Consider the following 24,964-nt stretch of genomic DNA (forward strand, 5'->3'; position numbering starts at 1 on the left):
CTGGACGTCACCGCCGCTCCCGATGTGATCAGGTTGCAGCGGCGAGAGTTGGAGTTTTTAGGACTTAGATACAGTAACCCCGGCAAAAGCCGGGGTTACTGCTTAGTTACTTTCTATCCAGACTTGTTTAATCCAGCTTGCCAAATCCGGCCATTTCTCATCACTATAGCCATCTGTCGTCCAGTATCTAATTTGGCCGTCAGGAACAAGGCAATAATAACTACCGTTATCTTCACAGATAGGTAACCAACCTTCTGGTAGCCCCTGCTCTTTCGCATCACGTAGCGCCTGAGCAAGCTCACCGTAGTAATTCCCATCTTTAGTAACCGATAATAGCTCAACTGTTCCATAGAAGACGTTGCTGACCTCTTTTAGAGCTTTTTTATAGTCTTCTGGAAAAGTAAAACCAATATTTTTTTCATAGCTCGCTATTAATGCGTCGTCAGGTAGTTCTATATTAAGAATTTCACCACCTGACAAAATCTTTAACTCATTAATTACTTTGTCGATATCACTATTCATATGTTCTCCTACTTAAGTCCTGCAGCTCTTTCCTTCCAATAGTTAGAACGCCATTTATTAAACTCAGCACGGTTAATGCCAGAAGGAATACTGTTATCGTTGATATGGATAACTTCATGATTTTCCTTATGGAAAGATTGAGTGGCTTCAGCAATTGGCCCATCTTGTCGTTGCAACATATGATGGAGATTCACAGGGTTACCATCAGTACCTATTGGTGCCCTACCTGCATCCATTAGCTGGAGATTTGTTTTTCCAGACTTTGGATCCACATAGTGAGGATCGAACAAATCATGCCGCTGATAGACCTTATTACCATTAAATTGTATTGGTTCATCAGACCAATATTTTCTTTCCTGGCCGAAGTACTTGGCGCTACTAACTTCATCGCTGGCCTTATTGAGTAATTTCGACGCTTCAGCAATATCACCTTTTTTCAGTGCTGTCTCTGCTGCCTTGATCGCTTTACCCGCGACATCACCTGCACCTGGAATAAACCCTATCACGGCAATCAGGTAATCCAGCGTACTCTGGGCTTCCGCAATGCTCTTGATATCACCGATGATGGGAACGAAGTCTATCCCAAAACCGGCGGCACCTTTCAGCAATTCGTCGCTATTGGCCTGCATTTTGGCTGAACACGCATCGGCACTTATTCCCGCACAATTCTGAGCTTTGAATTCCTCCACCGCTGCTTCGATTTGCTTTTGTGCATTCTGGTATTTCTCGGCCTGCGATACACCAGAGACTTTCTGATCAACGATCTCACCCAGCGCATTATTCTCCACCGCATTCTTCCCTGTCTGTGCACCGGCAACCGTATCAGCGGTACTATCACCGGTCAAGCCACCGGCCAGTCCGGCCGCCAGTGTCGCCAACGCGCTGACCGTCTGCTTCTGATCTTCGGAGAGATTATCCTTGTCCCAGCCCATTGCCGCGATAATCGTCGGGGCCATTAACTCGGCAGTGACCGCGCCAGCCGCACCCGCCAGCGCACTGTTGCCACTGGCATAGGCGGTGACTGCACCCAATACGGCGTGCGCCATGGCGTTGGCTGCCTGATTATCTCCGGTGCTTTTCTTAATCACTTCAGCAAGATACGGTGCTGAGGCTCCCGCCAGTGCCTGCGCCATATTTCCTCCGGCCAAGCCCTGTATGGCTGCTGTCGCGGCCTGAAGCCCTTGTTGCAGTGCGCTACCGGTGCCGTATTTCTGCATTTCGGCTTTGTATTCTTTTGTCTCACGCAAGGCTTCCGCATCGCCTTTCAACTCAGGATGGCGTTTCAAAGCCTCCTCAAGCCCGAGGATATCCCCCTGCGTGCGCGCAATATCCATCGCCTGCGCACCAATTTCTCCTATCAGCTGCGCCGCCTTCAGCCGGTTTTGCTCTTTCTCTTTATCAAATATTGGCCCGATGCTGCCATTGGCGTTGTCGGTATCCCGGCTCAGGTCATCGACACTCTGCTGCTGTTTATCGGTATCACGGATGGTGATGTTGCCCTCAGATACCGCCGCCTGAGTGGTGCCTTCCGCATGACCGCTCCCTCCCAGTCCTGACAGCGCTACACTGCCCAGATTGCTCAGCAGGTCAGACCCCACCGGGCCGCCTGAACTCAGGCTGCCGCCCTGATGCTCGGCCTTGAAATCGGCTTTATTTTCAATATTACTGAAGCCCAGCGTGCCGGTGTCGAGGCTGTTTTTACTCTTGTCCGCGGTGCTGGCAATCACCGCGCCATCCAGCTGGGTATGCTCGCCGACGGTGATATCAAAGCCACCTTTACCGGCGTAGATACCGCTCTGCTCCTGCACCGAATCATAATTGCTGTGCAGTTTGTCGCGACTCATGCTCAGGTTGGCCGAGCCGCCACTGCCCACCACCGCGACACTGACGCCGCCGCTGATACTGCTCTGTTTCGAGTCATAATTATCACTGTCCTGCTGGCTTTGCAGTAACAGGTCACGGCCGACATTCACCTTGACGGTTTCACCGCTGGCTTGCGCGCCTATCAGCGAAGTATCACGCCCGCTGCTGATCGACAGTGTGCCGCCTGTGTCAATCTGGGTTTCACTCCAGAAGGTGCCGTCGCCGTGCTCTTTTCCCTGCCCCTTGTTGGCGTTGGCAAAGATGCTCAGGCCACCGCCGGAGCTGCCGAACCCCAGACTGACGCCAATGTTGCCGCCACTGCTGCTGTTACTGCCGTCGGTTTTTTGGGTATTGGCGGCACCGAGTAGTAGCAAGTCACGGGCGGCTACTCGGTGGTACGGGAGAACGGCGAGTTGATTATTGGTGGGGATAGGCTCACCGAGTCCGGTATCAATGACGCCGAACAACTGGAAGTCAGCGCCGCGCTTGGTGTTATTCGGTTGCAGCGGTGGGAAGTGGACGTTTTCAGGGCTTAGATATACGAACCCCGGCCAGTTGGCCGGGATTTTGTTACTTTAATTTAAGAGTATCTGTATACGGATTTTTAGTGAGGATATCATCAATTTCATGCTGAGCCTTTAATCTCCACTCGTCACTAATACTCCCCATAAGATCAAGTGCTTTATTAAATGCAATTTGCCGTCCATCTCTGTTCTCAACACGATTTTCCAGTTCATATTGAAAGGCAACCTTATAAATAAAGTCAGACATAATCCAATAAAACAGCTCATCTTTTGAACTCGTTGTTTTTCTAAAAAACTCCACCCCTCTCTCTGCATATATATAATTGTACAACCCACCATCATAGGAAATATGTGGCCTACCATCACCAGGTGATGATGAGAAAATGTGCAAATCACTTTCAGGAATCCCCACACTCTTCCCTAGGTCGTTGACTTTTTTTTGTATCTCAGAAAAAGAGAGCAACATATTACTTTATCTCCCGTAGATATCCATTTTTCACCAGCCAGTCAACATTCACTCGCTCTTGCATATTAGGTAATATTTGGACACCTCCACCTGGCTGACCAAAAGCAGGAGCAATTTCTCCTTGTATAGTAGGCAAGGGTTTTATTACCTCATACTCATAATATTTTTCAGCTTTAGCGCCCGGCGCAAGGGCACGTTGTTCGTAAGGTGTCCCTTTCGGTGCAAGGAAAGAACCATTGGGCTCTCCATATCTATCCAAACGAGCACCTACTGGGATTGTAGTTTTGACAGGATCACCTTCAAACCCCAAATTCTTAGGCCAATCCCATCCCCCATTAGCATTCTTGAATTGGTCATAGTAAGAATACCCGCCTGCCTCAACATCGGTAATAGCACTTGAACTGTTAGGGTTACCAGATGGTGTTTTAAGGTTTGGTGAGTCAATTTTGCCAACCACTTTCGCTGCAATTTTCTCTGTGAGTGCTGTACCCACTTTTGCAACACTAACGCCACCTGCAACAGTACCAATCAGCTCAGACACAAGTTTACCGGCTTCAACTCCAGCATTGTACGCACCACTTGCGCCAGCTTTCTGATACTCAGACTCCATCAGGTTGATGCGATCAATGTAGCTTTGCCTAACCGCATCTGACATGGTGCTAAAGATGTCATCGCTCGCTATCAGTTGCTTGATTGCATCATAAGTCGCAGCAGGATCACTGATGGATTTCGATAAACTTTCGACTGAGTCGTAAAGCCCTTGAGGAACACCAACCAGCATGCCTGCACTGTAGGCGGTATCTTGCCCCAGACTGATAGCATCCCATTTAGCACCCACTTGCAATTGGCAGGACACACTACCTTTACAAGTATTAAACTCTTTATCACTATCTGAGCGCTGTTGATTGCTCAGATAGTTATTCTCCACCGCATTCTTCCCTGTCTGTGCACCGGCAACCGTATCAGCGGTACTATCACCGGTCAAGCCACCGGCCAGTCCGGCCGCCAGTGTCGCCAACGCGCTGACCGTCTGCTTCTGATCTTCGGAGAGATTATCCTTGTCCCAGCCCATTGCCGCGATAATCGTCGGGGCCATTAACTCGGCAGTGACCGCGCCAGCCGCACCCGCCAGCGCACTGTTGCCACTGGCATAGGCGGTGACTGCACCCAATACGGCGTGCGCCATGGCGTTGGCTGCCTGATTATCTCCGGTGCTTTTCTTAATCACTTCAGCAAGATACGGTGCTGAGGCTCCCGCCAGTGCCTGCGCCATATTTCCTCCGGCCAAGCCCTGTATGGCTGCTGTCGCGGCCTGAAGCCCTTGTTGCAGTGCGCTACCGGTGCCGTATTTCTGCATTTCGGCTTTGTATTCTTTTGTCTCACGCAAGGCTTCCGCATCGCCTTTCAACTCAGGATGGCGTTTCAAAGCCTCCTCAAGCCCGAGGATATCCCCCTGCGTGCGCGCAATATCCATCGCCTGCGCACCAATTTCTCCTATCAGCTGCGCCGCCTTCAGCCGGTTTTGCTCTTTCTCTTTATCAAATATTGGCCCGATGCTGCCATTGGCGTTGTCGGTATCCCGGCTCAGGTCATCGACACTCTGCTGCTGTTTATCGGTATCACGGATGGTGATGTTGCCCTCAGATACCGCCGCCTGAGTGGTGCCTTCCGCATGACCGCTCCCTCCCAGTCCTGACAGCGCTACACTGCCCAGATTGCTCAGCAGGTCAGACCCCACCGGGCCGCCTGAACTCAGGCTGCCGCCCTGATGCTCGGCCTTGAAATCGGCTTTATTTTCAATATTACTGAAGCCCAATGTGCCGGTGTCGAGGCTGTTTTTACTCTTGTCTGCGGTGCTGGCAATCACCGCGCCATCAAGCTGGGTATGCTCGCCGACGGTGATATCAAAGCCACCTTTACCGGCGTAGATACCACTCTGCTCCTGCACCGAGTCATAATTGCTGTGCAGTTTGTCGCGACTCATGCTCAGGTTGGCAGAGCCGCCACTGCCCACCACCGCGACACTGACGCCGCCGCTGATACTGCTCTGTTTCGAGTCATAATTATCGCTGTCCTGCTGGCTTTGCAGCAGCAGGTCGCGGCCGACATCCACCTTGACGGTTTCCCCGCTCGCCTGCGCGCCAATCAGCGCCGTATCACGCCCGCTGCTGAGCGACAGTGTGCCGCCACTGTCGAGCTGAGTTTCACTCCAGAAGGTGCCGTCGCCGTGCTCTTTTCCCTGCCCCTTGTTGGCATTGGCAAAGATGCTCAGGCCACCGCCGGAGCTGCCGAACCCCAGACTGACGCCAATGTTGCCGCCGCTGCTGCTGTTGCTGCCGTCGGTTTTTTGGGTATTGGCGGCACCCAGTAGCAGTAAATCGCGTGCGGCATCCAGGGTGGTATCGCCGCCAGCTTTAAGCTGGCTGCCCGCAATCAGGATATCGCCGCTGCTCGCCGCGCCGCCCTGTCCGGTCGCATTGATGGTCAGGTTGTTGCCCGCCGTCACTGTCGAGCCGCTGACACTGGTCTGTTCCTGATGTTGCTGCGAGGCCGATTTTTGTGAGCCTAATGAGGCGCTGACGCCAAACATGCTGGCAGTATCACTGATGCCGAACAACTGGAGGTGACCGCTGCTCCCGGTGTTATTCGGTTGCAACGGTTGGGAGTTGGAGGATTTGAGGCTTAGGTGTAAAAATCCCGCCGTGAAGGGCGGGATTTCAATTGTCAGATTGCTATGCGCCTGTTAGGGCGCGGCAGGTAACAAAGCCTTATAGGCGCATATGAAAAAACCCCGGCTATGCCGGGAGATATTTATTACTATCAAATATAATTAACTATGAGTTTATTTATTTCATCTCGTAGCTGATCATCATTAAACTCATACTCCTCACGATCTTCATCTGGGTTATACATATCAGCCAGACAAAATATACTTGATAAACACTCACTTATCTTCGCATCATAGTTAAGTATATTTTTGTTATCTCTTTCTATACGCCAAAGCTCTATATATGCTTCTGAAAATACTGTTGCTGACAATCTTTCAGCAACAAAAGATCTAGCAAAGTCCAAAAGTAAGTAATTCATCTTAAAACCCCATTTTTCATAAAGTTATCATATTGTGGTGTCCCAGGAATGACTTTAAAACCTGTAATAAATTCACCTGTTTTATCAATAATAACTGCGTTATTTGTAGTAGGGTTAAAAAATACTTTAGAGTCTTTCACAAAACCATAAGTACCCTTTTCAAAGGTAGTAGTATCATCCATATGATTTTTAATTGCAGTCTCATACTGCTTAAGTGTTTCAGAGTTTTTCTTTGTGGTAACAACATCAAAATCAACTGCATGTTTGAATTTTTTATCTAACTGTTTGGTGCTGAAAACGATGCTATCAGAGGCAATTACAGCGCCAACATCAGGCAATTTCTTACCCGGCAGGAAAAGGCCTGCCAGCATTCCGCCTGTTGCTTCAAGAGCAAGCTGGTTACCTTGAGCCGCTTCTTTCACCTGTCCTGCAACCGCTGACCAGGTTTCACTCTTCATCAGGGCTTTCAGCGTATCTGCCGCAGCCTGATTTTTACCCGCCAGATCGTTTAATGCCTGAGTGCAGTAACTGTCTCCCATGGCACATGAGGTGAGCGCCATCGCTGCATCAGCGCCGTAATCTGCTCCGCCTAATATCGCATCACCTGTGTCAGCCGTCGCATTAATTATACTGTTAACGATAGCGGAGAGTGTGCCTTCACCCAGTTTGTCTCTTACCTGATCTTTCAGGTTGCTCGTAACCTGCTTAACAGACTCACGGGCTTGATCTCCACTCAGGGAGTTATTCTCCACCACCGTTTTACCGGTCTGCGCCCCTGCTACTGTATCCGCTGTACTGTCACCAATCAATCCACCCGCCAATCCTGCCGCCAGTGTCGCCAGCGCCGAGACCGTTTGTTTTTCCGTTTCGCTCAATTCGCTAACCGGCTTGCCGTAAGCATTTATTGCAATCATGCCTATCAGTTCGCCTGTCACCGCGCCACCCGCACCAACCAGCGCGTTATTACCCTGTGCCGCTGCCAGTGCGGCATTAACCGCCGCATGTGCCAGTGTGCGCGATACCGGATCATCAGGCAGGGTATCGGCGATAAGTTTAGTGATATACGGTGCAGCACCCCCCGCCAGTGCCGCCGCCATATTGCCGCCAGACAGCCCCTGTACCGCCGCCGTCGCTGCCTGTAAGGCGCGTTGTACCGAGCCTCCTGTTCCGAACCCGGAATCATTCAGCGCCTGATTGTATGCCGTGTCATACGCCTGTTTCCGGATGGCGTCTGCTGTTACCGGCTTGCCTTCTCTCTCCAGTTTCGCTTTCGCCGCCGCCTGTGCATCCGGGTCGTTCTGTTGCTTTTTCGCCGCCTTGGTCGCCACTATCGCGCCCTGTGTGCGCGCAATATCCATCGCCTGCGCACCAATTTCTCCTATCAGCTGCGCCGCCTTCAGCCGATTTTGCTCTTTCTCTTTATCAAATATCGGCCCGATGCTGCCGTTAGCATTGTCAGTGTCGCGGCTCAGCTCATCAACACTCTGCTGCTGTTTATCGGTATCACGGATGGTGATGTTGCCCTCAGATACCGCCGCCTGAGTGGTGCCTTCCGCATGACCGCTCCCTCCCAGCCCTGACAGCGCCACACTGCCCAGATTGCTCAGCAGGTCAGACCCCACCGGGCCGCCTGAACTCAGGCTGCCACCCTGATGCTCGGCCTTGAAATCGGCTTTATTTTCAATATTACTGAAGCCCAATGTGCCGGTGTCGAGGCTGTTTTTACTCTTGTCTGCGGTGCTGGCAATCACCGCGCCATCAAGCTGGGTATGCTCGCCGACGGTGATATCAAAGCCACCTTTACCGGCGTAGATACCGCTCTGCTCCTGCACCGAGTCATAATTGCTGTGCAGTTTGTCGCGACTCATGCTCAGGTTGGCAGAGCCACCGCCGCCGACCACCGCCATGCTGACACCGCCGCTGGTGCTGGTCTGCTTCGCATCATAATTATCGCTGTCCTGCTGGCTTTGCAGTAACAGGTCACGGCCGACATCCACCTTGACGGTTTCACCGCTGGCTTGCGCGCCTATCAGCGAAGTATCACGCCCGCTGCTGAGCGACAGCGTGCCGCCACTGTCGAGCTGGGTTTCACTCCAGAAGGTGCCGTCGCCGTGCTCTTTTCCCTGCCCCTTGTTGGCGTTGGCAAAGATGCTCAGGCCACCGCCGGAGCTGCCGAACCCCAGACTGACGCCAATGTTGCCGCCGCTGCTGCTGTTGCTGCCGTCGGTTTTCTGGGTATTGGCGGCACCGAGTAGCAGTAAATCTCGTGCGGCATCCAGGGTGGTGTCGCCGCCGGCTTTAAGCTGGCTGCCTTGCACCACAATATCGCCGCTGTTCGCCGAGTTCCCCTCACCGGTGGCCGTCACGCTCAGGTTGTTACCCGCCGTCACTGTCGATCCGCTGACACTGGTCTGTTCCTGATGTTGCTGCGAGGCCGATTTTTGTGAGCCTAATGAGGCACTGACGCCGAACATGCTGGCAGTATCGCCCCCTTGCGCCTGCACCAGTTGGCCTGCTTGTACTGCCTGCACCCCCGATAGCGCTGCTTTGGTGCCCTGCAAGGCGGCCAGTCGCCCGTCGGTCTCTTTGGTGACTTGCTGCGCAGTGGTGACCGCACTGTTGACGGCACTGCCGACCGGGCCGGACAGCGCCACCGTTAATCCGCTCTGTTTGCTCTCGGTGGTGTGCTGTTGTGACAGACTGTTCTCTGCGGCGATGATCGCCACATCCGCACCTTTCAGGGCGATGTCTTTGCCCGCGATCACCTCGCTGCCGTGGAGGGTTAACTGATCGCCGGCCTCAAGAGTGACATTGCCCCCCAGACTGCCCACCGTGCTGCCGATATTCGTTAGGGTTTGCGCCTGATCGGTGGTTTTTTGACGGTTACTGCCCACCGTAACACCAATGCCGCCGGTGCTCATCAGGCCGGATTTTTTCTTCTCATACAGGTGAGATTCGCTCTCGCGCTGTTGCGCGGTGCCGATGGTGAGGTTCTCTTTCGCCCGCAGGCTAACATCATTGTCGGCCACCACATTGCTGCCGCTGACCGCAATATTTTTGCCGCTGATATCAAGCGAACCCGCCGAGAGCATCGAGCCGACCGCCAGTGTCTGGCTCCGGCTGTCTTCGGTGTGCGTGGTGGAGCTGGAAGCCAGACCTTTGTGCTTACCGGTATGAATGCGCAGTTCATCATGCTGTTCGGTCTGTGTAGTCAAGGTGACATCGCCGCCCGCCGCCAGCTTCAGCGCGCCGTCAGTTTGTATCGCGCTGGCGCTGAGGGTGATATCTTTTGCCGCCTGTAAATTGATATCGCCCTTCGCATTTAACTGGCTACCCAGCAGGGTTTCATCATAGAGATCCACTGAGTCGCTATGGCGCTTAGTGGTGGCTTTACCGGTGACCTGTAGGCTGTCGGTCGCCGCGCTGAGGTTAATATTCTGCGCCTGCACATCAATAGTGCCGGCATTGATGTTGGCCCCCACGGCGGTCAGATTATCAACCTTGGCGGTCAGCGCACCGCCGACATTCACCTCACTACCCAGATGGCGAATATGTTCACTGCTGGCGTGGCCATAACCATAATTTGCACTGATCTGGTCGCGGGTCTGTACGGTATTCAGCAGCCAGTCGCCACCAGTATTGACCTGAAGATCCTTGCCGACATTGAGGCCCGCGCCTTGCATGATAAAGTCACGATCACTGTTGATCACCGCATTATTGGTGACATTAATACTCGCCAGCGGCCCGAGGATGGTTTGATTGCGCAGCACTGCGCCATTGCTGCTGAGTTGTTCACTATCAGTGCGCAGTATCAGATCACGGCCGCTATCCAGTTGCAGATTGGTGGCATTTAGCCGCGCGCCGGTCAGATCAATATCACTGTTCAGTGTGCTGAGTTGCATATTGCCGCCCGCCTGAAGCAGGCCGCCATTGCTGGTCAGAGTGATATCTTTGGCCATGCTGATTTGCAGGTTATTGGTGGCTTTAATCGCCCCCTGATTGGTTAACCCCTGCATATCAGTCAATTCGATATTATTGGCGGCAATCAACGCGCCGTTGGCCTGTAGGTCACCCGGTTTCACCCCCGCCAGATAGACCACCGGCACCAGCACGGTTTGCCCGGCCACTTCACGGGTCTCCATCAGCACAATATTGCCGGTTAATGCCGCCATCTGCTCAGCACTGAGGTGAGTGCCGAGGGCAAGATTGAACGCCTTACTGTACTCGAGGCCCGCCGCAAAGAGTTGCTCGAACTGCGCCTGCGCATCACTGTAGCCAGTGGCGACGGTTTGCCCGGTCAACGCCAGCACCTGATCCCGCACCAGACGCTGCTCATAAATATTGTCCCCCAGACGTTTGTGGATCACTGAAGGGTCGTTATTCAGCTGCTGGAGCACGTAGTCCGAGCCGCGCCAGTTATTTAGGTTGGCAAACGCAGGGTTGGTCTCTATGAGGTAGCCACCACTCACTGCACGACCAGGGGTAGCAAGGTTGGTGCCGCCCAAGTTGGGATCAAGGGGCGACGGGTTATTGATACTGCCAAGCGAGAGGTCACCTTCCGGGCTTGGCGCGTAGTGGCCTTTGTCTGTATTGAGTTGATACAGCCCACCGCTGGGAAGTGTTAGCGAAATACCGTCAAACTCGACAGCAATCTCTTTGCCGGTATTGTCGCGATCACCCGGTGGGGTGGTTGCGCCGGAGTTTGCCCCATTGTGAATAGTCGCCCCACTGCCACTAATGGTTTTCGCCGTAAGAGTGGAGGCGTATTGGTTGGTCGCGTGCTCCCTTACCTCTGGCCCCCAACCGGTGCCCCACAAATTGCCTTTGTAGGTGCGGTAGCGCCACTCACCGGTGGAGGTGGTTCTTTCGATCAGCCGTTGTGCACTCCCCCAACCATCTTGGTTTAGGGTGACACTCGAGAGGTCAATCTCGCCTTGCGCACTGATTTTACTCCAGTAATTTTCCAGTGTACCAACATGAGGCGTTAAGCTTCCTCCCGCTAACAGTTGCGCTTCAGGGCTGATTTTATCGATGCTGTTTTTGGCAATAGTCGACGTATAGTTTGTGCCAATATAGTCGCTGTTCATGGAGCCGCCATGGGGTGGTTCAGCATAGCGCCCGCCGGGGATGTCGGGGTTTGCTGCTGTCCAGTAAGCTGTTCCACTCTCCGTTCCAGCCGCAACGAAATTGCTATTGGCGGTGAGAATATGGCGGCGATTGGTCAGTGTCGTGGCGTAAACCAGCAGATCTTTGCCAGATTCAATCAGACCGGAAATATTGAGCACCTGAGCCGCCGTTTGGTAATTTCCGCCATTATCTTGCCCGCCCGCCAGAATGACCTTACCCATCCCTAAAATGGTGGTGCTCGGGGCGCTGTCTGTGTTGGTGGCGGTATCACTGTTTTCAATCACTGGCGCCAGTAAGGCTAAGGTGCCGTTCTCATCGGTGGCCCCGATCAGGGCGTTAGGGCCAGAGTTGGTGATGCGCTCCCGCGCTTTAAGTGTGGCTTCTGCGCCAATAATGCTGCCGCGGTTGAACAAAGTGGTGGAGTCGGTACTGAGTTTTCGGCCTGCCAACAACTGCCCATCATTGGTTAAGGCACCATGAGTGGTAAAGGTTAAATCTCGACCAGCCTTGAGTGTAGAGCCGGCCAGATTATTGAAATCACTCAGTAAACCAATGGTCAGATCCTGACTGGCGGTAACTTTACCTGCGCCGCCATCAAACTGACCAAGATTCAATGAGATGTTATTCGCCGCCAGCGCACCACCTTGGTTATTGAGGGTTTGACCTGCATTAGCGCCCGCGCTGATGGTCAGTGAGCCAAGGGAGATGATGTTGGCGCGCTGCGTGCTGACATCACCACTGTTGGCGATAATATTCATCTCACGGGCTTGCGTGTGGCTATCGGCAAGACTAACCCGGCTACCGGTTAACGTCATAGCCCCCGCGGCGAGGGTTTGCCCTTGCGCGATTAAGTCCTGACCGGTGGTTACCGCCAGATCACCGGCATCTGTCAGGCGACCATCACTCTGCACCCCAGCAGCCAATAGGCTGGTGCTGTTGCTATCAAGGCGCTGTGCATTGACCGCCACATTGCCTTTAGAGAGCAGGGTGCCACCGCGGTTATCCAGATAGCCCGGCAGATTCAGATTGAAATCTGTCGCTCCGGTTTGCGCTATCACACCGCCAAGATTGGAGAGTGATTGCGCGGCGAGGGTTATCTGTTCGGCAATCAGGTGAGCCTTATCGGTGCGCAGCAATGTGCTGGTGTTGGCCGACAGCTGCGTCGCCGCTTTAACCACCGCTTCAGTTAAGGTGATATCTGCCGATTTGGCCGCCAGGGTGATTGCATTAGCCTGAGTCTGGCTGCCAGTTAAATCAAGTTGGCTACCTGACAGCGCCAATGTTCCTGCGGCGATATTTTGCCCTTGAGCAATCAAGTCGTGTTCAGTCGTGATAGTTAAATCACCGCTGTTGGCGTGGCTACCGTCTGCTGTCAAACCCGCCGCTATCAGGGACGGAGTGCTGCTGAGTAAGTCGCTAGCACTCAGTTGGAGGTTGCCAAGTGCGGCAATGGAACCGCTGTTATGTACACTTGCGCCAGACTGCCACTGTAGTGCGCCTGCGGTATAAACGGAGCCGGAGTTAACCGCATTACCCTGCACGGTTAGCTCACTGTTCCCCGCGCCATAGAGGCTGCCGCTGTTATCCAGATTGCCCTCAGTTAACAGGTGTAAGTACCCCTTGGCGGCATACAGGCTGCCCTTATTGGTCAGGTTACCGGTGACAGATAGCCCCATGTGATCACCCGCACCGTACAGGGTACCGCTATTGTTGAGATAGCCCTGTGTGGATAACTGCATATTCCCGCGAGTTTGTACCACACCGCGATTATCCAGATTGCCAGCAGAGACTAAAGTCAATTGTTGTTCGGTGTAGATCTCACCCAGATTTTCGGCATTTCCGTTAACAGTAAATTGCCCAACTCCGGTTGCATAAAGAGTTCCGCTGTTAAACAGGCTATCGGTGTTCAATGACAAATCCCGACCGGCCAGTAGGGCGCTGCTGTTATCGGCATTGCTGTTGCTGATACTGAGCGCCGTGAGTTGCATATCTCGCCCGGCTTCCAGTTTATACTGGTTAATCAGTGCTCCACTGGTGTTAAAGTGCAGATCACGCCCCGCCGTTAAACGTGCGCCAGCTTGGTGAGTAAAATCACTTTGCAGCCGAATCCACATGTCGGTGGCGGCCGCTATTTCCCCTTTGCTGCTATCCAGCCTGGCGAGATTGAGCTGGATATTATCCGCATGTAATTTACCGCCGCTGTTATTCAGTGTTTGTTTCGGGTCTGCTGCGGCGGTGATCGCAAGAGTTCCGGGTGTCATCACGGTCGCGTCTTGAGTAGAAACATCGCCGTCACGGGCAGTGATGGTGATATTGCTAGCTTGAGTCTGGCTACCGGTCAGATCAACCCGGCTGCCTGTTAATGCCATGGCACCTGCGGCCACATTTTGCCCTTGAGCAATCAATGCCTGACGGGTGGCGACATTAAGCTCCCCACTCTGGGCCAGCTTGCCATCGCTCTGCACACCTGCGCCCAGCAAGCTGTTGCCGCTGCTGTTCAAGCTCTCGGCTTGCAACGCGAGTGTGCCGCTAGAGAGGATTTTGCCATCCCGGTTATCAATATAACCCGGCAGATTCAGATTTAAATCTGTAGTTCCGGTTTGGGCTATCACGCCGCCGACATTGGAGAGCGATTGCGCGTCGAGGGTGATTTTCTCGCCAATCAGGCGGGCATTATCTGTGCGTAGCAGAGAAGCGGTCGCGGCAGACAGGCGCTGACTGGCGGATAATTTGGCTCCGCTGAGATCAATTGGCCCGCCTTGCGCGCTGAGTGTGAGATCACGGCTCTCAGTTTGGCTGCCGCTCAGATCGATGCTGTGCGCATTCAATAGCTGCGCCGTGCCGCTCACATTTTTCCCCTGCGCGGTAAGCTTACCGCTGGCGTCGATACGCAATGTGCCACTGGTGATGGTGCTGTTGTCGGACTTGACGCCCGCCCCCAGTACCGAGTCGCGGCTGCTGTTCACCTCCGCCGCGCGCAGTGAGGTATCACCCGCCGCCGCGATAGTGCCGCTGTTACTGAGCTTACCGGCGGTGGTGAGCTGGGTATTGCCCTGCGCATAGAGCACACCCGCGTTCTCTATGCCGACGGCGGTATTCACTGCCAGATGTTGAGCACTGTTAATCTGGCCGCTGTTTACCAGCATGCCATCCGCCGTGATAGTGATATCACCGGCTGACGCGCCTATCTCACCGGCATTGCGCACGCCAACACCGCTTTCAGTGCCAATCAGGCGGATTTTATCGGCGTACATGCCACCCAAATTGGCGACATCCACCGCCACAGTGGGGCGCGGGCTGCCATCGGCGGCTTTGGCGCTAATATTTTGGTGCGCGGCATCCACCTGATTGCGCCCGGCGGTGACTTTCAGATCACTGGCCCAGATGCCGGCATTGACTTTGACCGAGCGGGCAATCAGGTCGGTATGATCCTGACGGCTGCTGTCCAGCCCTTTGCCCTGAATGATGATTTCACCGCGATCCACATCGTAACCGGTGAGCTGGCCGTTATTGAGCAGTACCTGACCGGTGGTCAGGGTGGCGCGGTTGGCGTTGATAAAGCCGCAGCCCTCACAGGTAATGCCCGCCGGATTGGCGATAACCACCTGCGCTTTGCGTCCGGCCACTTCGATATAGCCATTGAGCTTGCTGGGGTCACGGCTGTTGACTTCATTGAGGATAATACTGGCCTCACCCCGCGCCAGCGACGGGTTGCCATTGATAAAACCGCCGAGTTGGGTCTGGTTAACCCCCTGGCCGTTATTGAGGATCACGCCGCGATTATCGACATCAAACTGGCTGTAAACGTTGCGCGACACCCCGCCGCTGCTCGGTGCCTGAATATTGACCTGTGGGGTGCCGTTGGCGCTGCTGATAATGGTCGGCTGTTGATTACCCGGCGCACTGCCGTCGGCAACAATATTGGCCTGAGCGGATAACGAGACGCAGCCCAGTGCCAGTAGCAGGCTAAAGCTCAGCCGCGATAAAGCAGTGACACAGCGGTGCTGAGTATGACCAACACCTGACGAGGGCGACGAGGCGGCCCGACCGGACGCGGCGATATCCGCCACCACCATCAACAGCCCACGCGCCTTGTTGAACACGATACGATACAGGTTCTTATTCATGGTTCATCCTTGATGAATGGGGGGATCGGACACATCAGTACTGCCAGTTCAGGCTAAAGCCCATCGTCACGTCGTCAGTTTTGAAACCATCGGGTTTAGAGAAGGGGCGGCCAGCAAACAGGTCATAGCGGGTCTTCAGTACACTGCCGCGCACCCCGACCACACCACCGGCCAGATGGTGACCGAGCAGATAAGGGTCACTGCGACCGCCGACTTCGCCGTAATCCATGCCGACATACAGCTCATGCCCCGGCAGTGGCGTGTACCAGCCGAGATCATTGCGCACCGTCCAGCCACGATCAGCATTCAGCGTGCGTTCGTCATCAAAACCGCGCACTGACCAGCGGCCACCGATACTGAATTGATCCTGTGGCGTCAGCGGCGTGCTGCTGCTTTGGCGCTGATATTGCAGGTTGTAATGGAAGTTCTGTTTTTGGATGGTGAAAGGAATATCCAGCTGCGCATTCAGCCGCAGGATTTTGCTCAGGGCAGTGGCGTCGCCGACATACTCTTCCTGCGCGGGCATGGCACCGAACCAGCGGGTGCCGCGCTGATAACTGATACCCGCGTCCAGCGTGGCCTGCGAGATAAAGTGGCGATGTTGCAGCCCGACACGCCAGGCTGAGGTGCGGCGGCGCTGCACTTCCACTTCGGTATCATTGATGTAGTTTTTCGACGCGCGGGTCAGCACATCGTAAGTAAAAGTGGTTTTTTGGCTGGCATTGCGGTGTAGCAGGCGGCTGAGTTGCAGCGTCACATTTTCACTTTCGCCACTGTAGTGGTAGTCACCATTGAGGCCCGCCACTGTCTGGTGATAGTCATAACTGCTGGCGGTCATGCCGACGGTCCAGTAACCGAACGGCAGCGAGTAGTGGCCCGTCAGGTTGTTGGTGCCTTTTTCGCCACGGTTTTTGATTGAGCCGCCAGCAGAGAGATAAAACAGGTCACTCAGGGAGAGCGGGTTATCCAGAAACAGGGTTGCGCCGCCTTGATAGCGGCCGGTGCTGCGGGTGCCGGAGTCATCCAGTGAGGCCGCCAGCCGCCACATTTTGCTCTGCTGCCAGCTCAGGGCAATATCGGTCTCGCCGGGGGCATCGCCGGGGATCAACTCCATGCTGGTCTGCACTGTCGGCACGCGCTGGAGATTCTCCAGCCCCTGCTCAATATCACGTAGATCCAACAGGTTACCGGGGCGGGCGGGGAAGGCGCTGAACAGCGTGACATGGCGGTCACTGTCGGGGGTCAGCGCCACATGGCGTATTGTGCCGGGCACCACTTGTAGCACCAGTGTGCCGCTGTTCAAGTCCTGCTGCGGGGCCAACACTCGGCTGGTGACATAGCCGTGATCGATCAGGCGGTTTTGCAACTGGCTCATCAGCAGATTAATGCCCTGCCCCCCCAGACACTGCCCTTGCGCCTGACTGGCGAGGCGTTGCAGTGGCAACCAGCGGGGGAGCGGCTCTGCGCCACTGATTTTTACGCGCTCAATAACAAAGCAGGGTTTTTCTGCGGGGAAGGAGATACGCCCCAAAGAGGGCGCAGGGGCCGATAAGCGCACATCTGGCGTTGAGGGTGCCAGGCGCTCTTCCAGTGCTCGTTGCCGGGTTTGTTGATGAATACTTTGCTCAACGGGGGGGATTCCGCGCCATAACTGGCGTAGGGAATAGCACTCGCCAGCAATAGAACAGTGGCTATTAATATAGAATTGCAGATGCGAGACACAAGGAATTCCTTTCCCAAATATATATGGAATGTAAGATATAAAATTATTTTCGAGAATTATGCCTACAAAAACGCCATTTACAATTTATTTTTATCGTCAATAAAAAATAATGAGATCCTCCTCTCCTCAATAGCCCAAATATCCCTGAAAAACCAAACAACCACAGCCATATTGATTTATAACAATAAAATATCATTTAATTTAAAGAAATCAGTAAAACAAATGAGTAAGTAAATAAGTTAAAAAAACAAAAGATACCAACGCAAATAATTATATTTTTGAATATTTACTTCATCATTGAAAAGTTTAAGGCATGTTATGGAGTGCGACCACCTGAATGAGAACCATATTAATATAGTAAAATTCAATAACAAAAAACAGAGTCAGGATGGGATGATTAACACAGCACCCTATTAAGTTAATAGTTTCAAATTGAAAATAATTACACCATAAAATACTTATAATTTAACTAAGAACAATATTAAATACATTTTAGTTTTGATACGGCTTTATGATGTAGTTCTATTCTCTTTTAATCCCCGACGGTATGCAGATTTAATTTAATATTAATGCGTGCTTTGGGTATCTCATTTTGAATGCTTTGAGAGATGTATTTTACCCGCACTTGTGGCAATATATGTTCCATGTATGTTTCGTATAGGCATTTTATGGTTATGGGTATCGTAAAAATCTCCGATTTGATGCATGAAAACCTGCGTATCGCCAGTAATGCGATGAGTCGCTCAATCAATTCACAGGCTGAGCACTGGCTCAAGATGGGGATGCTGGCTGAGCTTTATCCCCAATTGACTCATCATGAGCTTGCCCGGGCACTGGTTCAGGCAGAATTACAAGGGGGAGCTGACATTACCAGAATGATTCAAAATGAAGCTCTTCTGAATAAAGCAGAGGAAGTACAATGACAGCAGTAAAAATCCACTCAGCCGCTGAGATTGAAATGGCCCGCGCCGCAGGTCACGCAGCGGCTAAGGTATTAGAAATAATCACCCCTTATGTTCTTGCTGGCGTTACGACGGATGAAATTGATCGCTTGTGCCACGATTACATTATTAATGAGCTGAAGGTCACTCCCGCCAACATTGGTTATCACGGTTATGCTCATACTGTTTGCACCTCCGTCAATCATGTGGTCTGTCACGGCATTCCCTCAGATAAAAAACTCAAGAATGGCGATATTGTGAATATTGATGTGGCCATTATTAAAGAGGGTTGGTATGGCGATACCAGCAGAATGTATTTTGTCGGTGAGCCATCAGTCAGGGCCAAACGTCTGGTTGATATCACCTATTTATCTATGGTCGAGGGTATTAAAGTTGTGCGCCCAGGAGCGACGCTCGGTGATATTGGGGCTGCCATTCAGCATGTCGCAGAGGGGGCGGGCTTCTCTGTCGTCAGGGAGTATTGTGGTCACGGCGTGGGTCAGGAGTATCATACGGCACCACAAGTGCTGCACTATGGGATTGCAGGGACTGGCATGATCCTCAAACCGGGCATGATTTTTACCATTGAACCGATGATTAATGCCGGCAAAGCCGCAACCAGCGTACTGTCTGATGGCTGGACTGTGGTCACCAAAGACCGCTCTCTGTCGGCACAATGGGAGCACACTATTGCCGTTACCGAGTCCGGATATGACTTACTAACGCCGTGGCCGGAAGGCACCGGAGAGTACGCCGCAATATAACGCGATGCTTATTTGCCGCGGATCTATTTGCCACAAATAGAGCAAAAAGGCTTAAGTAGAGAATACTCAAGCCTTCAGACTGTGGACAAAGTTGATTAACGGGGAAATGTGCCGAATGGGTCGTAACGGCGTGAGCCGCCGGAGCGCCCATCGGTGCAGTCGCCCCGCCAGTCACCGAGCTATAAATTAGGTTATTAATGACTCAGCGGTAATACACCGCAATATGCTGCTCTTGCACTTTTTCTATGCTGACTTTTATATCGAAAATCTCCTCCAGAATATCAGGTTTCATCATCTCTTCAGGCGCGCCCCGATATATTACCTCACCGTTTTTCATGGCGATCATATGGTCGGAGTAAGCTGAGGCGAAATTGATATCATGGATAACCAGTATGATGGTTTTGTGCAGCTCATCGGCAGCACGCCGCAATTGCTTCATCATCGCCACGCAATGCTTCATATCAAGATTATTTAATGGCTCATCCAGCAAGATATATTTTGTATCCTGGCAAAGCACCATGGCGACATATGCCCGTTGCCGCTGCCCGCCGGAAAGCTCGTCAAGGTAGCGATCTTTTAGCGCCATCAGATTGAGGAACTCCATCGCGGCATCAATATGCTGGCGGTCACTCTCGTTAAGTCGCCCTTTCGAATAGGGGTAGCGGCCAAATCCAACTAAATCCGACACTGTCAGGCGGCTAGTGAAGTGATTCTCTTGGCGCAAAACAGAGAGGATAGTTGCAAGCTTATCCCCGGACGTTTTCGCTACATCTAGCCCATTAAACAGTACGCGGCCCAGATCCGGCATCAGCAAACGGCTCATGATCGACAATAACGTAGACTTACCGGCACCATTTGGCCCAATGATTGAGGTAATTCCACCAGAAGGAATGCTCTCATTGATATTATTGAGCACCGCTGTGTCCTGGTATTTTTTATTAATGTCATTAATTTCAATCACACTGGAGCCTTTTTTATTAAAAGATAAATAAATAGCGCGCCACCAATAAACTCAATCACCACCGACAGTGTTCCCGACATGTTCAGTAGACGTTCGAGGATCAATTGGCCACCGACCAAGGTAATGGTCCCCAGCAGAAATACACCCGGTAGCAAATATTGATGCCGGAATGACCCCACAATGGGATAAGCCAGATTAGCAATCAGCAAGCCTAAAAATGTCAGCGGCCCAACAAGTGCCGTCGAGATAGCCACCAATAACGAGACCAAGAGGAGGATCGCGGTTATTTTTTTCTGATAGGCGACACCCAAATTAATCGCGGTATTTCTGCCAAGGGCGATAATATCGAGGCAATAGCGCATGCGCCAAACGATAATACCCACCATCACAATTATCCCAGTGGACAGGGCGATAATTTCCGGGGCAGCTCGCGTAAAAGTAGCGAACAGCCTCCCCTGTAAGATGGCAAATTCCCCCGGCGAGAGCAGGCGCTGCATCAAGTTGGATAAACTGCGGAATAAGGTGCCGCACACCAATCCCACCAGCAGCACTTTGTGCAGATTGATCCCCACCCCGCTCAGTAACCAGCGGTAAAGAAATACCGAAAACAGCAGCAGCAATGCCGATTCACAAAGAAACTTACCGGTGACACCCAACACTTTGAAACCATTGGCATCGATAAAGAATATCAACATTGTCTGAATGAGGATAAATAGCGCCTCAAGCCCCATCACTGACGGCGTTAAGATTCGATTATTGGTGACAGTTTGGAATAATATGGTGGCGATACCTGCGGCAAATGCCACCAACAGCATAGTGGCTAAAATAAGACCACGGTGAACCAAAATATACTGAATATTGCCCTTAAGATTAATCGTCATGAAGATGATAATAGCGGCAAGGGCAATTAGGCTCAGTAACACTAACCTTTTTGCAGGAATGCTTAGCGCCCGGCTATTTACCTGAAGCTGGCCCTCTTTTGCAGAATACTCACTAGCCTGCATGGCGTTTCGTCCCAACAATTAATAACAGAAAAACCAGTGCGCCAATGGCCCCTAAAATAACGCTGGCAGGTATTTCAAATGGATAACTGATCAACCGGCCAATAATGTCGCATAAAACCACCAGCCCACCGCCGCACAGCGCCACCCAAGGTATGGTTCGGCGTAGATTGTCCCCCATCGCCATGCTGACAATATTGGGTACAATCAAACCGAGGAAAGGAAGCACACCAATGACCACCACGACCACACCGCTGATGATGGCAATAATGGACATCCCGACCATCATAACGCGTTGATAATTCAAGCCAACATTGACCGAGAAGTCCCGGCCCATTCCGGCAACGGTAAAGCGATCCGCGATCAGGCAGGCAATCAACGTCAGAGCGCCCACTATCCACAGCAGCTCATAACGGCCCTGTAGCACACCAGAGAAATCACCGGATTCCCAGCTACCTAGCGATTGCAGGAGATCGAACTCCATCGCCAAAAAGGTGGTTACTGCACTAAATACCGCCCCCAGCATAATGCCGGTTAGCGGCACCATGAGCGCCGATTTCATCCTCATTCGTGCCAGTAGCAGCATAAACAGCGCAGTGCCGCCCATCGCAAATACTGTGGCGACCAGCATTTTGACTATCACTGGCGCTGAGGGGCTGAAAACCATCACCAACAACAAGCCAAGGCTGGCCGACTGGGTGGTTCCCGCAATTGATGGCTCGACAAAACGATTTTGTGTCAACATCTGCATAATCAGACCGGCAACACTCATCGCACTACCCGCCAGAACCAATGCCAGTGTTCGCGGCACTCGGCTAAGTAGAAAGATGTCGCGCATATCCGAGTCTGACCAGACATCCGCCAAGGTGACATGTCCGGCACCGATGAACAAACTGCACATCATCAGGCCCAGTAAGCTAACCAGGCCGGCGATAAAGCCAAGATTTTTCATTAGTAATGATTACTGAGCTGCTGCTTGTTGATCCAGCACTGAGGCAATTTTATCCATCAGTTGCATATAGCTCTGCACACCGCCCGCAATATAGAGTGAGGCCGAATCAAGATAGACAACCTGGTTTTTTTGCCATGCTTTGGTTTTATTAATCAGCGGGTTATCGAGCACTTGTTGTGCAGATTGCCCTTCAGCCCGACCAATCGCATTGTCGCGATCCAGCACAAATAGCCAGTCAGGGTTGGCATTAAGAATGAATTCCGAGGTCACCACATTCCCATGACTGCCTGTTTCTGTGAAGACGGCCGCAGGTTTGAATCCCAGCTCATCAAAGACAAAACCAAACCGGGAACCGGGGGTGTAGGCAGACATTTTCCCGCCGCTGACCATCACCACCATGGCTGAACCTGCGTTAGCCGATTTCTGCTTGATCTCATCTATCTGGGCGGTGAATGTGCCCAGTAGCACCTTCGCCTCTTCCTCTTTGCCAAATATTGAGGCCAGTTGTTCAGTGCGCTGAGTCAGACTCTGGGTAAAGTGCTGGGGATCAATATCCAGTGCGATAGTGGGCGCGATGGCGCTCAGTTTGTCATAGGCATCTTGCGCACGACCACCCGCGATGATCAGGTCAGGTTTTTCCTGGCTCAGTGCTTCATAGTTGGGTTCAAAAAGTGTGCCGGCGTTCAAATACTCAGGGCTACTGTATTTGGATAAAAATGCGGGCAGATGGGCACTGGTCTGCGGGACACCGGCCACTTTAATGTTCAGTGCATCGGCGGTATCCAATACGGATGGGTTCAATATGATGACTTTTTGCGGGTTTAGCGGAACCTGGGTGCTCCCTTGAGCATGTTCAATGCTGATTTTTGCTGATGGTTCTGAAGCCGTAGATGAGTCATCACAACCAGTCATCGCAACAGTGGCTGCCAGTAATGATGAAAATAGAGCCAGACGTAATCGCATTTTCTCTCCTGAAAAGTGGGAATGTAAAGATCCTTGAGTGCTAACGCTAATGATTTGCATTACTAATGTCGAGATAATACCTATCTCTGCCTGTGATGAACAGGTTAAAAAGCCACTTTAATCCGGCCACCACAGCTATCCCGTGCAAATCCCGCTCAGTTACATGACAGTTTTGTGAACAATCTCTAAAGATTTAATAATTAGATTGACCTATCTACGCGGGTAGATACACTAAAAAGGAAGGTAAAGATTAATGTTTGTTAATGTTTCTCATCCTGCATCTTTTAGCCCGCTTATCTCAGTGGCTGGGTGCAAGGCGAATAAGCAAACATTAATGCGTGAACATGATGCTTCAACACCAGGGGAACCTTTTTAATGACTTCACTAAATAGCTCGGCGGCAGACAATGCTCCATCAGAGAGCATGGCTGCGGAAGAGCGTCTGGCTACGCCCGAAGGTCGCAAAGACTTTTGGCGCGCAACCTTTTCATGCTGGCTCGGCACCGCCATGGAGTATGCGGATTTCGCACTCTATGGTTTAGCTGCTGGCATAATATTTGGTGATGTCTTCTTCCCTGAAGCAACACCGGCGATTGCCTTGTTATCTAGCTTTGCCACCTACTCTGTCGGCTTCATTGCTCGCCCCATTGGCGCACTGTTGTTCGGCAGACTCGGTGACCGCAAGGGCCGAAAAGTGGTGATGATTACCACTATTACCTTGATGGGGGCATCCACCACTCTCATTGGTTTAATCCCCAGTTATGCCTCTATTGGCCTATGGGCCCCGGCCTCCCTGGCTTTTTTACGCTTTATGCAAGGATTAGGGGCTGGCGCTGAACTCTCCGGCGGTGCAGTGATGTTGGGGGAGTATGCCCCAGCCAAAAGACGCGGTCTGGTCTCCTCAATTATTGCATTAGGCTCTAACAGCGGCACGTTACTGGCAGCGCTAGTTTGGTTGTTAGTGTTGCAGATGGACAAACAGAGTTTGCTTGATTGGGGCTGGCGTATTCCGTTCCTCTCCAGCATTTTAATCGCCGGTGCCGCGCTGTTTATTCGCCGCCATATGCGTGAAAGCCCAGTATTTGAACGCCAAAAACTGGTGCTGGAGCAGCAGCGCCAACAAGCACTGGCACTGGGTCGTGAGCACATTGCAGAAGTGGATAACCGCAGCTTCTGGCAGCGCAGTAAATCCTTCTGGATCATGGTGGGCTTGCGTATCGGCGAGAACGGCCCCTCTTATCTGGCCCAGGGCTTTATGATTGGTTATGTCGCCAAAGTGCTGATGGTTGATAAGTCGGTGCCGACCATGGCGGTGTTTATCGCCTCCTGCCTCGGCTTCCTGATCATCCCATTGGCGGGCTATCTGTCGGATCGTTTTGGTCGCCGTATCACCTACCGCTGGTTCTGCCTGTTATTGATTATCTATGCGTTCCCGGCCTTTATGCTGTTGGAAACCCGCGAGCCAATTATTGTAATGGCAACTATCATTGTGGGTATGGGCCTGGCATCACTGGGTATCTTCGGCGTGCAAGCGGCGTGGGGCGTTGAGTTGTTTGGCGTGACTAACCGCTACACCAAGATGGCGGTGGCTAAAGAGCTAGGTTCCATTTTGTCCGGCGGCACTGCCCCACTGATGGCCGCAGCCATGTTGACCTTCACCGGCCACTGGTGGCCAATCGCCCTGTACTTTGCTGTTATGGCAGGAATCGGCTTTGTCACCACCTTCTTTGCCCCTGAGACGCGCGGACGTGACCTCAATCTGCCAGAAGATGCAATTTAATGCCGCGACCCATGGATGGGTCGAGTAACGAATGTAGCCAACACACAGGCAGCTTGAAGTATGCGATTTAATACAGAAATTACCTGCCTTTCACGGTAAAGTGAGTTTAGCACCCGCTTTACTGGGGATAACCCCTTCAGGGATGTTTGGCATCTGTTTGCAGA

Annotated in this window: 11 protein-coding genes and 3 pseudogenes; 3 read left to right on the forward strand and 11 right to left on the reverse strand. The window is 52.3% G+C overall.

Annotation, left to right across the window (positions count from 1 at the left end; translation table 11 throughout):
* Positions 1 to 102: 102 nt before the first annotated feature.
* The 7 genes and pseudogenes from HRK25_RS02845 to HRK25_RS02880 all read right to left on the reverse strand — a co-directional run bounded on the left by HRK25_RS02845 (position 103) and on the right by HRK25_RS02880 (position 17,438).
* On the reverse strand, positions 103 to 522 hold the full coding sequence (locus HRK25_RS02845) for an SMI1/KNR4 family protein (protein WP_005279994.1): 420 nt from the start codon (positions 520 to 522) through the stop codon (positions 103 to 105).
* An 8-nt stretch (positions 523 to 530) separates the two neighbouring features.
* Positions 531 to 2,771, reverse strand: a pseudogene (locus HRK25_RS02850) (HNH/ENDO VII family nuclease); the annotation flags it as partial.
* A gap of 184 nt (positions 2,772 to 2,955) precedes the next feature.
* The gene (locus tag HRK25_RS02855; protein ID WP_032899229.1) at positions 2,956 to 3,375 is read right to left on the reverse strand and encodes an Imm63 family immunity protein; all 420 of its coding nucleotides are present in this window, start codon (positions 3,373 to 3,375) and stop codon (positions 2,956 to 2,958) included.
* A 1-nt stretch (position 3,376) separates the two neighbouring features.
* Positions 3,377 to 5,965: pseudogene (locus tag HRK25_RS20335) on the reverse strand (hemagglutinin repeat-containing protein); the annotation flags it as partial.
* A gap of 230 nt (positions 5,966 to 6,195) precedes the next feature.
* Positions 6,196 to 6,462 carry a colicin immunity domain-containing protein gene (locus HRK25_RS02865; protein ID WP_032899259.1) on the reverse strand — a complete coding sequence of 89 codons (267 nt, stop codon included), beginning with the start codon at positions 6,460 to 6,462 and terminating at the stop codon, positions 6,196 to 6,198.
* The gene (locus tag HRK25_RS02875; protein ID WP_217364411.1) at positions 6,459 to 15,716 is read right to left on the reverse strand and encodes a two-partner secretion domain-containing protein; all 9,258 of its coding nucleotides are present in this window, start codon (positions 15,714 to 15,716) and stop codon (positions 6,459 to 6,461) included. Before HRK25_RS02875 ends, HRK25_RS02865 begins: the two co-directional genes overlap by 4 nt.
* Positions 15,717 to 15,750: 34 nt before the next feature.
* A pseudogene (locus HRK25_RS02880) lies at positions 15,751 to 17,438 on the reverse strand (ShlB/FhaC/HecB family hemolysin secretion/activation protein).
* Between the two features lie 675 nt (positions 17,439 to 18,113).
* Here HRK25_RS02880 and HRK25_RS02885 point away from each other — a divergent pair.
* Both HRK25_RS02885 and map read left to right on the forward strand, forming a co-directional pair.
* Positions 18,114 to 18,362, forward strand: coding sequence for a ParD-like family protein (locus HRK25_RS02885; RefSeq protein WP_005275385.1), 249 nt, complete (start codon positions 18,114 to 18,116; stop codon positions 18,360 to 18,362).
* The gene (gene map / locus HRK25_RS02890) at positions 18,359 to 19,144 is read left to right on the forward strand and encodes a type I methionyl aminopeptidase (RefSeq protein WP_032898109.1); all 786 of its coding nucleotides are present in this window, start codon (positions 18,359 to 18,361) and stop codon (positions 19,142 to 19,144) included. Before HRK25_RS02885 ends, map begins: the two co-directional genes overlap by 4 nt.
* Before the next feature lie 202 nt (positions 19,145 to 19,346).
* Here map and HRK25_RS02895 read toward each other — a convergent pair whose 3' ends face one another.
* The 4 genes from HRK25_RS02895 to HRK25_RS02910 are packed head-to-tail and all read right to left on the reverse strand — an operon-like array spanning position 19,347 to position 23,021.
* Entirely contained in the window at positions 19,347 to 20,105 is a 759-nt protein-coding gene (locus HRK25_RS02895) for an iron ABC transporter ATP-binding protein (protein WP_032898108.1), read from the reverse strand.
* On the reverse strand, positions 20,102 to 21,109 hold the full coding sequence (locus tag HRK25_RS02900) for an iron chelate uptake ABC transporter family permease subunit (RefSeq protein ID WP_049601921.1): 1,008 nt from the start codon (positions 21,107 to 21,109) through the stop codon (positions 20,102 to 20,104). The genes HRK25_RS02895 and HRK25_RS02900 overlap by 4 nt, the downstream gene beginning before the upstream one ends.
* A complete protein-coding gene (locus tag HRK25_RS02905) occupies positions 21,099 to 22,058 on the reverse strand; it encodes an ABC transporter permease (protein WP_005275375.1) in 960 nt (319 codons plus the stop codon). Before HRK25_RS02905 ends, HRK25_RS02900 begins: the two co-directional genes overlap by 11 nt.
* A 9-nt stretch (positions 22,059 to 22,067) precedes the next feature.
* A complete protein-coding gene (locus HRK25_RS02910; RefSeq protein ID WP_005275373.1) occupies positions 22,068 to 23,021 on the reverse strand; it encodes a siderophore ABC transporter substrate-binding protein in 954 nt (317 codons plus the stop codon).
* 375 nt (positions 23,022 to 23,396) lie between these two features.
* On the opposite strand from HRK25_RS02910, the gene HRK25_RS02915 reads away from it, so the two are divergent.
* Positions 23,397 to 24,800, forward strand: a complete 1,404-nt coding sequence (locus HRK25_RS02915; protein WP_032898107.1) for an MFS transporter — start codon at positions 23,397 to 23,399, stop codon at positions 24,798 to 24,800.
* Positions 24,801 to 24,964 lie beyond the last annotated feature (164 nt).

The sequence above is a fragment of the Yersinia bercovieri ATCC 43970 genome (assembly GCF_013282745.1).
In the GTDB taxonomy this organism is placed as follows: domain Bacteria; phylum Pseudomonadota; class Gammaproteobacteria; order Enterobacterales; family Enterobacteriaceae; genus Yersinia; species Yersinia bercovieri.